This window comes from Clostridium punense (genome assembly GCF_017874425.1).
GTDB lineage: Bacteria > Bacillota > Clostridia > Clostridiales > Clostridiaceae > Clostridium_J > Clostridium_J punense.
Genome location: NZ_JAGGLL010000013.1, coordinates 42848 through 58245, shown reverse-complemented (window position 1 = coordinate 58245; position 15398 = coordinate 42848). Strand labels below are relative to the sequence as shown.

General features: G+C 30.2%; 11 protein-coding genes. 2 read left to right on the top strand and 9 right to left on the bottom strand.

Annotated elements, in window-relative coordinates; translation table 11 throughout:
• Nucleotides 1-372 precede the first annotated feature (372 nt).
• From J2Z44_RS09555 to J2Z44_RS09525, 7 genes are all read right to left on the bottom strand, one after another.
• Nucleotides 373-1347, bottom strand: a complete 975-nt coding sequence (locus J2Z44_RS09555; protein ID WP_021282083.1) for an Ig-like domain-containing protein — start codon at nt 1345-1347, stop codon at nt 373-375.
• A 247-nt stretch (nt 1348-1594) separates the two neighbouring features.
• Nucleotides 1595-3292, bottom strand: coding sequence for a peptide ABC transporter substrate-binding protein (locus tag J2Z44_RS09550; protein WP_021282084.1), 1698 nt, complete (start codon nt 3290-3292; stop codon nt 1595-1597).
• A gap of 473 nt (nt 3293-3765) precedes the next feature.
• On the bottom strand, nt 3766-5778 hold the full coding sequence (locus J2Z44_RS09545) for a methyl-accepting chemotaxis protein (RefSeq protein WP_021282085.1): 2013 nt from the start codon (nt 5776-5778) through the stop codon (nt 3766-3768).
• A gap of 530 nt (nt 5779-6308) precedes the next feature.
• Nucleotides 6309-8060 carry a sensor domain-containing protein gene (locus tag J2Z44_RS09540; protein ID WP_021282086.1) on the bottom strand — a complete coding sequence of 584 codons (1752 nt, stop codon included), beginning with the start codon at nt 8058-8060 and terminating at the stop codon, nt 6309-6311.
• Nucleotides 8061-8382: 322 nt separating this feature from the next.
• Nucleotides 8383-9207 (bottom strand): DUF2785 domain-containing protein, encoded by an 825-nt coding sequence (locus J2Z44_RS09535; protein WP_021282087.1) that lies wholly within the window; start codon nt 9205-9207, stop codon nt 8383-8385.
• 66 nt (nt 9208-9273) lie between these two features.
• On the bottom strand, nt 9274-10197 hold the full coding sequence (locus J2Z44_RS09530) for a helix-turn-helix transcriptional regulator (protein ID WP_209649528.1): 924 nt from the start codon (nt 10195-10197) through the stop codon (nt 9274-9276).
• Between the two features lie 161 nt (nt 10198-10358).
• Nucleotides 10359-11264, bottom strand: coding sequence for a LysR family transcriptional regulator (locus J2Z44_RS09525; RefSeq protein WP_021282089.1), 906 nt, complete (start codon nt 11262-11264; stop codon nt 10359-10361).
• A gap of 110 nt (nt 11265-11374) precedes the next feature.
• Here J2Z44_RS09525 and J2Z44_RS09520 point away from each other — a divergent pair, with 110 nt between their 5' ends.
• Nucleotides 11375-12568 carry a coenzyme F420-0:L-glutamate ligase gene (locus J2Z44_RS09520; protein WP_021282090.1) on the top strand — a complete coding sequence of 398 codons (1194 nt, stop codon included), beginning with the start codon at nt 11375-11377 and terminating at the stop codon, nt 12566-12568.
• A 266-nt stretch (nt 12569-12834) separates the two neighbouring features.
• On the opposite strand, the gene J2Z44_RS09515 is transcribed toward J2Z44_RS09520, so the two are convergent.
• Both J2Z44_RS09515 and J2Z44_RS09510 read right to left on the bottom strand, forming a co-directional pair.
• On the bottom strand, nt 12835-13497 hold the full coding sequence (locus J2Z44_RS09515) for a B3/B4 domain-containing protein (RefSeq protein WP_021282091.1): 663 nt from the start codon (nt 13495-13497) through the stop codon (nt 12835-12837).
• A gap of 235 nt (nt 13498-13732) precedes the next feature.
• Nucleotides 13733-14278, bottom strand: coding sequence for a CGNR zinc finger domain-containing protein (locus J2Z44_RS09510; protein WP_161624448.1), 546 nt, complete (start codon nt 14276-14278; stop codon nt 13733-13735).
• 107 nt (nt 14279-14385) lie between these two features.
• On the opposite strand from J2Z44_RS09510, the gene J2Z44_RS09505 reads away from it, so the two are divergent.
• Nucleotides 14386-15270, top strand: a complete 885-nt coding sequence (locus tag J2Z44_RS09505) for an arginase family protein (protein WP_021282093.1) — start codon at nt 14386-14388, stop codon at nt 15268-15270.
• The last annotated feature ends 128 nt before the right edge of the window (nt 15271-15398 follow it).

Sequence of the window (15398 nt, the reverse complement as noted above, 5' to 3'; positions counted from 1 at the left end):
TATTATTTGATTAATATCCTACCTGAAACGCTCAAAAATTTTACACTCACAGTTTAATCTCACTAAAACTAGTAGTTACAACAGTTATTTCTTTAAAAAGTTAATTACGCTTTTAAAGAAATAACTGTTCACTTTCCTATACATACTTAGAATAATTATCATCCTTGTTAATATTATATCACTTCTAAATTAATAATTGATTTACTATACATAACTCTTTATGTCTATTTCACACATTCTTTCAATGCTTTTTAGTGAAGTTTTATTAACTTCATTTAGCAATAAGTTAAGGAACCAACTAGGTTCATATATCACTGATTCCTAAATTTGGTTCCTTATTTAAATTAAAGTTAGGTTTTTCTATGGTGTTATTTATGGCACATACTGCTCTTCAATTTTAATAATAACATCATTTTCTAAATTTATATGACATAAAAAGCGCTCTTGTTGTTGTTTAATTTCTTTAAACTTTTCATAACTTACTGGGTTTTGATATAAAGTTTCTAAATTAAATCTATATCCACAAAGAGTTATTTTTGCCTCTGGTGATATCTGAATATTTTTTAGTGTTTTATTATTGTTTCTAATATAGTAGACTCCCTCATAGGCCTGAACTCCGTCTTTTGCAGCTTCTATATCCGCAATTCTATTATTTTTTTCATTGAAATAGAATTCTACTTCATCAATGGTGATATACCTTATTCCTCCTTGTTCATATACCTTGCTTATATATCCTGTTTTTCTCTCCCTTTTAATTTCCATAATATTAAGATTTAACTCCACATTTCTATCATACTGTTCTACCTTTCCTTCATATTTTACTTTTCCTATTTTACTTGTATCTATGACATTACTATTCCACACTACATCTAATTCCTTATCTTCATTATTTATTTTTGTTCTAACTTTAGTTGGCAGCTGATATTCACTGTTTTCATATAAATTTATATCAAGTTTAATAATTTCAAACTTTGATTTAATATCATTTAAAATTTCCTTCATATTTTCTGTATCTACATTGTTGTTTATTGCTGTCTTGATAATTCCATAAGCATCATCTAATCTTTGTTTTTCCATATACTTATTTTTTATTTCTATATAGGCCCCTTTATTAGCTTTATCCATAGAAATAGCTTTTTCAAAAGTACTTTTTGCATCTTCATATTTTCCCTCGCTTAAAAAACTAGTTCCATCCATAATAATTTTCTTAACCTCATCCTCTTGCAGTGCTGTTTCTTGCTTAATATCATTTGCTATTACAGTGGTCTTTTGTTTATCTTCGCATGCTGATAGTGTTATCATAGATAATATTGTTAATGTTACTAAGAATAGAGATTTCTTTTTCAAAATAATCACTCCCTGTATTTGGTATACTTATATATTATCATTGAGTTTTTTCCAAAATTAGAGAAGTTATTTCCAACTTATTTCCATCAAATATTTTTTTCTGCCACTTTGATATTTATGAAACAACTGCAAACTTACTACTATCTGAGATACTTAATTCTCTTGTTATATTTTACTAATCTCAGGTATAACCTAAAAAAACCCTAAAATATAAAAGCAGTGCTTTAGCACTGCTTTATGTTTTGTATTATTCTCTACCTTCAGTATAAGTGTATTTTAAATCTATAGTTCCAAAGGTCGGAGCTGCATAATTTTTAACATATTTTCTTATAAAAGTATTTTTAAATCTCCATATACGAGGTGAAATTACACCATCTTCATATACAAGAAGTCTTTCTGCATCCTTAAATAAGTTAGTTCGCTTCTCCATATCTGTAGTTTTAGCTGCATCTTTTATTAAGTTATCATACTTTTCACTTGTCCATCCTGTATTAGTTATTCCAGCATTGCTAATAAATAAATCAAAGAATGTGTTTGGATCATTGTAATCTCCAGTCCATCCACTACCTGCAATTTCAAACTCGTATTGCTCTGTTTTCTTTTGGAAAACCGCCCATTCAACATATTCACACTCAACATTTATCCCAAGCTTACTCTTGTAGTTTTGCTGAGCAAATTCAGCAAATTCTTTTGCTCTTGCATCTGTACCTGACTCTAAATACTTAATATTGATTTTTGATGGATCTGGATCTAATCCAAGCTCTTTTAATCCTTCAACTAATAAAGCTTTTGCATCCGGATGTTGTTTCTTTAACTCTTCTACTAAATTATGATTAACTTTATCCCTAAAGTCTTTTCCATCTATCTGTATTCCAGGTGGACACCAAGCATAAGCTGGCTCTGCTAACCCTCTATATAATGTTTTTGCTACTCCTTCTCTATCTTCTGCTATAATAAAGGCTTTTCTTACCTTCTCATTACTAAATAGCTTATTTTTTTGATTGAAAAGTGTATAAAAACCTGTACCATCATATCCTTTTTTTACATCGAACTTTCCAGTTCCATTGAATTTATCTATCCACTCTTGCTTAGATACTCCTGCACTATCCAAAGAACCATTGTAAAGTTCATTCATTCTTGAAGTTTCTTCTTTTATAATTTTCATAGTTACTTTTTCTAATTTTACATTTTTAGCATCCCAGTACTCCGGATTCTTTTCTAATTCAACAGCGTTATTGTGAACCCAATTTTTTATTATAAAAGGACCGGAAAACACCATTGTATTAGCTTCAGCTCCATACATCTCTCCATGCTGTGTCAAAATATCTTCTCTTTGGGGCTGCATAACTTTAAAATATGTTAAATCTAAGAAATATGCACAAGGTGAGTTTAATGTAAACTCAATTGTCTTGTCATCAACAGCCTTAATTCCTAAATCCTCAACCTTTGCTTTACCAGTATTAAATTCATTAGCATTCTTTATAGGATATAATAGAAAAGCATATTGAGATCCAGTTTTTTGATCTAGGGTTCTAGTAATTCCATAAACATAATCTTTAGCTGTAATTGGTTTACCATCACTCCACTTCGCATCTCTCAAGGTGAAAGTCCACTTTAATCCATCTTCAGACTGTTTCCATTCCTTTGCTCCGCCTTCTACTATCTTATCCTTTCCATCCTTGTCCACAGTAATTCTTGTTAAAGCCTCCTGAGTGTTTGTTAACACCTGAGAAGCTACTGAATCTGTAGATTTTGATTGATCTAAAGTTTTAGGTTCTGCACCAAGAACAATGTTTAAGAACTGTTCCTTGTCCATTTTTATTTCCTGCGATGTACTATTATCCTTACTAGTCTCTTTTACTTCATCTTTTTTGCATCCAACCAACAAAGTAGTTGATACCATTGACATAACAATTAAAGTTGCTAATAATTTTTTACTTTTCAACACAAATTCCCCCTCTTTATTATGTTCTCCTTGTCTTAAACAAATGAATTATCCCCATAACATTCATTTAAGTAAATATATGGATTTATTTACTTATATTACACCACATTTACACAATTTTCAATATATTTTTAAAATTATAAATATGATTTTTATTGAATTTTACAAATAATCCTCTATTTTTTCAAATTTTGAATTATTTTAGTGTAAAATCATTAAATAGCGTGTTGAAATAATTTAAATAAAAAAAAAGCCGACCAAGGTTCCAATTATGCCCCCTGTCTATTTGACAAAGGAGGGATTCCAATCACCTAGTAGGCTTTTTCTTATTGATTATTCAATTGTCACTTTTATGCTATCCAATACAAAAACCAACAATACTTCTCTTTACTTTAAGCACAGTCAAATTTTTAGCTAAACAAGTGCCACTCCACTTATGGAAGCTTCAGAATTAAAACTTTTATAAAATCTAACTATATCTTGAACCCTTCCACAATAGTCTTTAACTTATTGGAAATTTCCTGAAGATCCTCTACTGCCGTAGCTATATTATCCATTGCTCCAGATTGTTCTGTTACTGTTGCAGCAACTTCTTCAATAGAAGCTGCTGATTCTTCAGCAACTGCTGATACTTCTTCAATGCTGCTTATTACTATGTCTTTATCCTCTTCTATTGCTTTTATATTAGCCGTTAAGATTTTTATGTGTTCAATTGTGTCTTTAAAAGTACTGTTTATACCCTGGAATTTATGGATAGCCTCTCTAGTAGCCCTATCTGCTTCTATCATTATGGATTTTTCTTCTTCCATACTGCTTTTAGACGCATCTATCTCATTCATAATTTCCCTTATAATTTTTTCTATTTCTTTAGTTGAAATTGATGACTGCTCAGATAATTTTTTAATTTCTTCAGCTACAACAGCAAATCCTCTTCCAGCCTCGCCTGCTCTTGCTGCCTCAATAGCAGCATTTAAAGCAAGTAAATTGGTTTGCTGTGAGATACCTTGGATTGTGCTTATTATCTTTCCTACAGAATCAGATTTATTCGATAAAAGTTCAATATTCGCAGAAATTTTCTTTAATGCCTCATTATTTGCCTCTATACTATTTATAAGTCTTTCAGAGGAGTTTATTCCTTCTTCGCTCATAAACTGTGATTGGGTTGAAAGTTCAATTACTTTATCTGCACTGCTTGAAGATTCCTGGATTTTTTCAGCCAAATTAAATAACTGTTGTGACCCCATCTCTGTATTTTTAGCCTGATCTAGTGAGCCAGCAGAAATTTCATCCATAGTTAAGGAAATAGCTTGTATACCTTGAAGAGTTTCATCTGTATAAACTGAAATATTTGTGGAGTGCGAAAGAAGGCTTTCAGAATTATCTTTAAGTACCTCTATAGTTTCTCTTAATTTTTCTCTTAAGTTAATTACCGCTCCAGCAATTACACCAGTCTCATCTTTATTCTTTAATATTTTTCCAAATCCCTCTTCCCTATCTTTCTTTAAATCTAGCCTAGTAGTATTATTAATTAATTCTGTTACCGCTCCAATAGGTTTTGATATTCTACTTGAGAAATAAAGTGCTATAACAGAGAAAACTCCTAATAGTATTATTACCATAATTATAAAGCTAAAAACTAAGCCATTTAATGGTTTTAAAACTTCTGCCTTAGAAACTGCAAGTCCCATCTTCCATTTAGCTGAAGCTATAGGCGCCACTGCAAAATATTTCTCCACACCATCGTAGTCTTTTTGTTCTGTAAAACTAATTTTAGAGGTTTCTTGACCTAATATGTTACTTAAGCTTCCATCTAAAACCTTAGTAATATTTTTTAATCCTTCAGCACTAGGCTTAAATTCATCATTTTTATGAACTATTATTTCATTGCTTTCACCAATTAAGAAGCCATAACTATTATTTATAGGCTGAGCCTTTTCAACCTCAGAAATTATGCTTTCTATATTTATATCAGTAGCAACAACTCCAGCTACAACACCATCATTTTTGACAGCTTTTGCAGCAGTAATAACAACCTGCTTTGTGTCAGTATCTATGTATGGTTCAGAGTAAATTACAGTATCTGAAGATATAGCTTTCGTATACCATTCTCTCTTAGTACAATCATAACCTTCCTCTGGTACCCACTCGCTTGCGCTAAGAAGGCTTTTATTCTGAAAACCTATATAAACATCTAAAATTCCAGGCAAAGCTTTTGACCTGCTTTGTAGATACTTTAACATATTCTCATTAGTATAACTATTGTTAAACTCAAGATTAGCTCCAATTTCATTAACTAGATTTCCCTGTAAAGAAAGCCAACTATCTATAGACTTTCCATATTTCTCTGACATAACCTTTAGTTTCTCCGTAGACTCCTCCATAATAGTTTTATAAGATAGATAATAGCTTATTAAAGAAGAAAATAATAAACTAAAAAAACAAACTAGTGATACTAAACTAATAATTTTCAACTTGATACTTTTCATTTGTAACCCCCATCGTAAACCATGAATATTTGTCATCATGTGCCATATTTTTCTATATATTTCTATATTTCTACATATTATTCTATCAATGAGTTGTATTAATGTAAACACTTTAAATAATAATTTTACTATTATTTCAAATATTACCAAACAGTTTTTTATTGATTATCCTTAAGTTAACTACCCGTCATTGATTATTTCCACTGTGACTCCTTTAAACTGCCTACACCATCAAAAACTTTATCTTAACAATCAATAGCAATATATTCCTAACACTTCCATACATTTTTCCCAATGAAAAATTCAACTTTTAATGCAAAAAAGAGCAGCAAATTTGCTCCCCTTATTTTTACATTTACTATTAACTTAAATTATATAAATACTCAAGATAAAAGATTCACTCATTCAAACTGTATAGAATAAAAGAGGATTTACTTTCAAGATTGATCATTAATTTTTATTGCCCAGTTACCTTAATAACTTATATTTTACATTTGAACATCTCTATTTTACTATAAGCTAAAATTTATCTATAAAATTAATTCTATAAATTCCTCTTCAGGTAAAGGTTTACTTACAAGATATCCTTGAAACATATTACAGCTATGTTTCTTTAAATAGCTAAGCTGATATTCTTCCTCAACCCCTTCTGATATAACCTTTAATCCTAATTGCGATGCCATAAGTATAATAATGTTTGTCATATTTTTTCTGTCTTCTGACGATTTTATATCTGAGATAAAAGACCTGTCTACCTTTAAAATATCAATAGGCAGCCTTCTAACATAAGTAAGTGAAGAATACCCACAACCAAAATCATCTAATGCAATTCTTATTTTATGTTCTTTAAGTTCCTTTAATTTGGAGATTGCAAGGTCCATATATTCAATAAATACTGATTCCGTAATTTCAATTATTATACTATTAGGATTAACTCCTGACTCCTTGACTGTATCTAACACAAATTTAGTAAATCCCTGCTCAAGCAACTGATGAGATGAAACATTAACAGATACATAAAAATCAATATACCCTCTATCTCTCATGTTTTTAGCAAAGTTACATGCATTTTCTATTACCCATTTTCCAATTTTAATTATAGTACCATTTTCTTCAGCTACAGGAATAAATTTACCTGGAGGTATAATTCCTTTTTGTGGATGTATCCATCTTACTAATGCCTCACATCCTTTTATCTTTCCATTTTGCACATCAACTATGGGCTGATAATATAGCTGAAACTCTTTATTTTCAATAGCCCTATGTAAGTCTCCTTGTATTTCAGCTTTTTCTCTTGCAGTTTCCCCCATCTTTTCATGGTAAAAAGAATTTGTATTTCTACCTAACTCCTTAGATTTATACATGGCTGTATCTGCATTTTTTAATAACTCCTGAAAACTTTCTCCATGCTGAGGATAGCAAACAATCCCGCTGCTATGAGTAACATAAAACATATGCTCATTAATATGGAAAGGTTTTGCCATAGTACTATTTAAAGCCTCTAGATACTCTCCAATTTCTGTCCTATCATTGGTATTTTTTATTAGAATAATGAATTCATCTCCACCAGACCTAAAGGACATAATGTTAGTATTATCCATTGCTATTAGTCTTTTCCCAATATGCATCAATAATTCATCCCCAACTGGATGACCATAACAATCATTGATAAACTTAAAATTATCTAAATCCATAAATATAATGGAAAAGTTATTTTTATTTATGTTTTCTTTTTCAATTATTTCTGTTACTACTTCACTAAACATAACTCGATTTGGAAGACCAGTTACTGAATCATAATAAGCTAGTTTTTGTATTTTCTTTTGTTGCTCTTTTAATTCAGTTACATCTGTAAATGCACCAAAGGTAGACACCGCTTCTCCATTTTCATTAAACTCACACTTGGTACTGGAGGATAACCACTTATACTTACCTTCCTTACTTTTCACTCTATACTCAAAGGCCTTAACATCAATTTTATCAACAATCTGTAATCTAATTCCTTCTTTAACTAAGTGAATATCCTCAGGATGTACAATGTCAAACCAGTTTTGAAAATCCTCTAACTCTTCTGGTGTATATCCTAATATCTCGTATAGCTTTCCTGAAAAATACCTTTTTTTCTTAATCAAATCCCCTTCCCAAATAATATCCTTAGTAGCTTCAGCAACAATTCTATATTTTTCTTCGCTTCTCTTTAATTCCTCTTGTTTTCTAACTAGTTTCTTAATAGTTTCTTCTATATTATTATCAACAACATTTGATGTTTCATGAATGCCCATTATTCTGCTCCTTATGAAATGTCATATAATTCTAGGTTTAAAGATTATATTAAAACTTTACTATACTTGTCTATAAATAAAATCTCTTAATTCCACTAAATAATTATACACGTTTTTTCATAAATATAAAATAATGAATATTAAAAATATTACTTATTCTTTAATGTATATATCTCATTTATAACTTTTTACATTTTTAAACAACTTATAATTTTCATTTTCATCCTGTTGTCTCCTACAATTTTTCATTAGTTTTTCTAAATCAAAGGGAAATTTAATACTGGCCTACCCCATTGAGTTTATAAAGCTTCACCTCTTGTTCCTATAAACTATCTAAATTGCTTTTTATTTCCTTAAGTATCATTTCTGTACCTTCAACATTTGCCAATCTAAAATATAAGCTTCTAAGGAACCCTTTAATATTCACCTTAAAATGGTAAAACTCAATATTTTTATTGCTATAATCTTGAATTTTAAACGCCTTTAACCATGAAAGTATTTCTGAATTATTTAAAATCTTCCCCCTAATACAGCTCTCCACCACATTAACCATTCTTTCATCCTCTTCATCTATATAAACATAGTATCCAATGCATACCTTAGCTTTTATAGAATCTAATATCTCCTTAACATCATTTTTACTAAAGCAATCACATTGGATTAATTCATCTAATACATCTGCTGTATGAGCTGACGCATGGGCCCAACCCTGACCTTCAACATAACCTCTAAGATCTTCTTCCATTATCATATAATCTATTACCTTATGCCTTACATCCTGTAGTTCTTCCTTTGTTAAAAATTTTTCATTCCTGTGCTTATATACAATAAGGGCTATTATTAAAACAGAAAATGTCCTCTTAAAAACTCCATCCCCATGTTTTTCATTTACTCTATTAAAAAGATGTGAGTTACTTGTACTAATACTTAATAGCTGTCTAAGCTGTTCAGTATTGAATTTATCTTTTATAATCCAATGATAAAAAGTAGTATAAATTAACTTATCTCTAAGCTCTGCATCTAAGACTCCAATACTATTCATCATTTCTAACCCTATTTCATAATAACTTTCTTCTTTTTCTAATAAATAATTATTTTCTCTAATTTTCATTAACTTTACTTTTAATTTATTTTCCCCAAGTTTCATTTACATTCCCCTCACTTTTTTTACTTTTCTCTTTTATTATAAATTAGAATGACTGACACCATTGTGTCAGTCATCATATTTTGTATAAATATTTTTTATATACTCTAACATTTCTCTTCTTAATTTTAATGGAGCTAGAACTTCACACTGATCACCAAAACTTAGAATGAATTTTTTTAATCCTTCTTCCTCTGGGAAAGCTCCTTCCACTATATATGTTCCATTATCTAAAATTTTTATTTTGTCCTTTGAAAAATACTCACTTAACTGTAATCCCATTTTGCTAGTAAATTTTAAAGTTACTAGCATGCACTTCTTCTTATAGCTATCCTTGAATGTTTGATTTAGTTCATCTCTAGATATTAATCTCTTTCCAAAAATTTCCCCTAGAGCCATTTTTCTTATCCTAACTAGTTTGAATTTACGGTAATCTTGTCTAATTCTACAAAACCCAATGATATACCAATGACCGTCACTGAATTCAATATAAATTGGTTCTACTACCCGTTTTGAGCATTCTATTTTCCTGTTTATATATTCAAACTCCAGCACCCTGCTTTCCTCAATTGCCTTATTGATAATGAATAAAAACTCTCTAAGCTCCAGTTCCATGCTAAAATGTGACATATCAATGCTAAGCCTTTCATAGGTCTTTGCAGTATTTTCTCGTAAAGTTTCAAACTTAAGCACTATATCGTTAAACCGAGGATTGTTTCCAAATAAAACTTTCAAGTTATCCATTACAGCAATCAACGGCTGAATTTCATCTTTATTAAAAAATAAGTTATTTATATTATAATTCTCCATAATATAGTAGCCCCCGCCTTTTCCTCCAACGGCTGCTATTGGCACTCCTGACTCACTTATTTTTTCTATATCTCGATATATAGTCCTTAAAGACACTTCAAAATGTTCAGCAAGTTCTTTTCCAGTGACTAACCCCTTTTGCGAAATTATTATTAAAATAGATAGTAGCCTATGTGCCCTCATAGTTATAAATCCCCCAACTCAAGCATTATCCATCAAATATACCCATATAATAATTTTACCTTATATTGTTATAAAAGTAATTTATAATTTAATCTAGGTTTTGTCTTAGTAAAAATTTAATTTATATGCTTGTAACCCCTTTAAGATTATCGGGTTATTTTTTATGTATTGAGTATTTCATTTTTCTTTTTTTCCATTATTTCAATGAACTTTTTGGCTGCTTGAGAAAGTGATACACTTTTTAAATAGCATATACCTATACTCCTTTTAGGTATCTTTTCTATAGTTTTTACTTCGTATAAGGTACCTTCCTTTAAGTATCTTTGTGAAAATTCTTTAATAACACAAGCAATGCCTAGGTTTATTTTTGCAAATTCTAGCAATAAATCGTGAGATCCTAACTCAATCTCAGGAGAAATTATAAGATTCTTAGATAACATATATTTTTCTATGTATATTCTTGAATTAGATTTAGGCTCTAATAATATTAATGGTAACTTAGATACTTCTTTAAAGGTTAATTGTTTTGATGCTATTTCTTTGAATTTGTCTCCGCAGACAAAAATATCATGAATATCCTTGCAATGTATTTTTTCTAGCGCAGGATCCTTAATTGGAAAGTTGCATATTCCAATATCAACCTCTCCAGACTTTAACATATTACAAATTTCCAGAGTTGTACGATTAATAACTTGAAGCTTAATATTAGGGTATTTGCCGTGAAACTCCTCTAAGTAAGGCAACAAAAAATATTTTGAGTTTGTATCCCCTACACCAAGCCTTAACTCCCCTGCCATTAAATTTTTACATTCCAATAACTTTGTTTCTCCTACATTAATTAAATTTATTGCAGAACTTATGTATTCAAACAATAGCTGTCCTTCATTAGTTAGTACAACGCCCTTAGGTATCCTTGTAAAAAGCCTTGTATCAAGTTCTTCTTCTAACTGCATAATAGCTTGACTTACAGCTGGCTGAGTCATATAAAGTTCCTTTGCTGCCTTGGAAAAACTTTTACATTTACAAACTTCACAAAACACCTTGTATAGATCTAGTTTCGTTATCATATAAGCCCTCCTTATATGTAGTATTATATATATTTATTTTACTTATATCATAAACATACTGTATATTACAAGTATAGGATGTACTTTATAAAAAACAAGGAGATGTTAATTTGGAAAGAGTAGTTGGAACTGTAGTTAGAGGTCTTCGTTGCCCAATTATTAATGAAGGAGATAATATATGCGAAATAGTTGTAGACAACGTTTTAAATGCCTCTAATAAAGAAAATTTCGCTATTAGGGACAAAGATATTATTGCTGTCACTGAATCAATTGTAGCAAGGGCTCAAGGAAATTATGCAACCATCAATCACATTGCTAAAGATATTGAAGATAAATTCAATGGTGATAATCTAGGAGTTATTTTTCCTATTTTAAGTCGTAATAGATTTGCTATTTGTCTACGTGGGATTGCAAAAGGAGCTAATAAGAAAATTATTTTGATGCTTAGTTATCCTTCTGATGAAGTTGGTAACCATTTAGTTGACATAGATTTATTAGATGAGAAAGGTATTAACCCTTGGATAGATGTATTGACTGAGAGTCAATTCTATGATTACTTTGGAAAGGTCCATCATACTTTTACTGGAGTTGATTATATAGAATATTATAAGTCCTTAGTAGAGGAGTACGGTGTTCAATGTGAAGTAATCTTCTCAAATAATCCCAAGACCATACTAAATTTTACTAAGGATGTTCTTACTTGTGATATTCATACTAGGGCTAGAACGAAAAAGATTTTAAAGGCCAATGGAGCAAACAAAGTTTATGGCCTAGATGATATCTTATCAACATCTATTGACGAAAGTGGCTGTAATGAGGCTTATGGACTATTAGGCTCTAACAAGGCAACAGAAGATACTATCAAACTTTTCCCTCGCAATTGTCAACCTATAGTTGATAGTATACAAGCTAAAATTAAAGAGAAAACCGGCAAAACAGTTGAAGTAATGATTTATGGTGATGGAGCTTTTAAGGATCCAATAGGTAAGATTTGGGAACTAGCTGATCCAGTGGTATCACCAGCTTATACACTTGGACTTGAAGGTACTCCCAGCGAGGTTAAATTAAAATACCTTGCCGATAATAATTTTGCTAATCTAAGAGGAGAAGAGCTAAAAAAAGCTATTTCTGGATATATTCAAAATAAAGATTCCAACCTAGTAGGCTCTATGGTATCTCAAGGAACTACTCCTAGAAGACTTACTGATCTCATTGGCTCCCTAGCAGACTTGACTTCAGGAAGTGGTGACAAGGGAACGCCTGTTATATACATCCAAGGGTATTTTGATAACTACACAAAATAAAAATAATTATTTATGTATTCTCATAATTTTTTTATACAAAAGAGTTATATAAAGTGATAAAGCACTTATATAACTCTCTTTCACATTTTTCAACAATAAAGAATTTATTTTGTTCGATAATTATGGGATATAATTAAACTTAAATAAAAGTACTTTTGTACAGCAAGGTTTAGTTTTTAGCTAAAGACTTCTACCTTAAAGTTGTTTAATCACTAATAAAAACAGCTAAATTCCCCTATGAAAATGTTGTTAAAAAACTATGGGTTTTAAGAAAATACTTTAATCCCTATAATCTTTCCCCTAGCGTAGTTTTCTAATAAATTTATGCCATAATCCATGTACTGCTTTAAAACATTATCTCCATTAAAAGAGATAATGTTTAGCAAAATATGTGAAGTTTCAGAAGTAATCATAGCCCTAGTGGAGTCTGAAGTTGTACTCCCAAAATGCCCTTTATCATCAGTAAATAGAGGAATGTTCTCCAGGTTTATAAGGCCTCTCCCTATGCCCTCATAGGTTTCTCCTTCTCTACCTACTGTAAAATATATATTTCCTTCTATCTTATCTAAATCATAGGTTCCAACAGAATAGCAGCTAGTAAGAGATATAAGATTATTAATATCTACCACGTTATTAACCTTATATAATTCATTTCCCTTTACTATTCTCTTTACTAAGGATTCAGAAGATAATCTATATCTGCTTGGGTCTTTACCTAAAGTCTTATATGCTCTTCGTGAGCTGTCTATATTCTCAATATTTAGTATATCTTCTGGCTTGTAAGTACTTTGTATTTCTGCACATTTTTCATCTATAGTAGCCCATAACTCCTCTCTTCCACCTGTTACAGTCACATAAGCTTCAATGCTTCCTATAGCTACACTAGGACATTTTTCTTTTAGTTCTTCTTTTATTATAACTTCTATCATTAAAACTTCCCTTTCTTTTAGTAAAATAATTATTAGGATTTCAGGTGAAAATATATTTTACTTATCACCACATACCTTACCTGACCATTTATAAGACTAAAGTATAAGTTAAAACTATTCTTTGATTTTGTGTAAATACATAAATATAAAACATTCATATCTTCAGAATTTTAAACAAAGAATACATTTTTAATAATTTGATTGATGATAAATTTATTAGTACATTGTTACTTAATCATTTAAACTTCTCCTTATGCTTTGCTCTAAAATTGCGTACCTTTATTAAATTTCTACAAGTATCACAACACCAACGTTTACTATGGTTCTTACTTGAATCATAAAATACAAACCTACAGCTGGAGTTTTCACAAACTTTTATATTATCTATGCTATGATTACATATTAATTCCGCAAAAGATCCTAATATCCTATTTATTACATGCTTCCAATTATAAAAACTACACTCATAATCCAAAACAAGTTGTTTTTCATAAACTTGAATTTTTCTATACACTGGAGTTTTACTCATGAAGTTATTTAGTTCAACTATATGCTCTCTACTTATACTCCCTCTCTCCTGAATATGTTCTACTATGCTGACTAATAAATCTCTAAGATTTATTAATTCATTTAAATCTTCTTGTTCAGCAATTGGTAAAGTGGCAAGATTCCAGGTAATAAGAAACTTATTCACCCATTCCTGCTTTGTAAAAGGTTCTATACCATCTTGTTCTTTGTACCATTTGCTATTTATAAAATCAAAACATATTAAATCCAACATGTAACCTCCTAAAATAAGCATTGATTATTACAAACCTTAATGTTATATTTTTATTATATCATTGTAACCACTTAATTTAAACTTAAACTATTACTAGGAGGTATTCTATGAAAATAAGATTGATAGGCGTTCCAACCTTTTCTGGGAGCTTATATTCTGGTACAGAAACTGCACCTACTGCTCTTCGGCATGCAGGACTAAAGGATTTACTGCGTAAATCTAATCTTGAAGTTCATGATTTAGGGGATATATCCCTACCAAGCTACTTACCTAGACATAATATAGCTCCTGTCAGAAATTGGCCATCTCCCAGAATAATTTGGGAGGAATTAATTAATAAATCTCAAGAAATATTTAACTTAGAAGACTTTTCATTAATTCTCGGAGGAGACTGTAGCATAATTACTGGAACTATTCAAGGATTATATAACTTATTTAGAGATAAAGTTTATGTTATATGTATAGATGCTCACTTAGATGCGTTAAAACCTTCACCTGATACCTGTGTAGGTGCTGCTGCTATGGGGTTATGGTTTTTATGTAACCATAATATGTTTTATAATAAACCTGCCGAATTTAATAGCTCCAATGTTTTTGTATTAGGAACTCAACAAAATTACGAAGAGAACTATGGAATTTCATTCTATAGCTTAAATAATTTACGCTTACAAGGAATAAAAGCCTCAGTATATAATTTACTAACAAAGATACCTAAAGACTCAAAAATATTTATACACTTTGATTTAGATGCTATAACTAAGGATGAATTATCTGCAGTTTATGCTCCAAGTGATAATGGCTTTTCTATAAAGGAAGCAAAGGAACTACTTTCATATATTGTTCAAGATTCAAGAGTAATTGGTATTGAGATAACTGAGTTTTCAGCTATTAAGGATGAAAGTGGAACTGAGGCCAAAAAAGTAGTAAATATATTGAGTGATGCTTTAGCTAACTTGCACACAGGTAATCTAAAGAAATTTCATTCACTATAAAGTATAATAAAGAGCTGCCTTATAGCATATATAACTGGAAAGCTGCTTTCCATATTTTTTATGCACTAAGTTAATATTGATATAATTATAGGCTTTTAAATAAGAGCTACTTCAAAACAAACTATAGG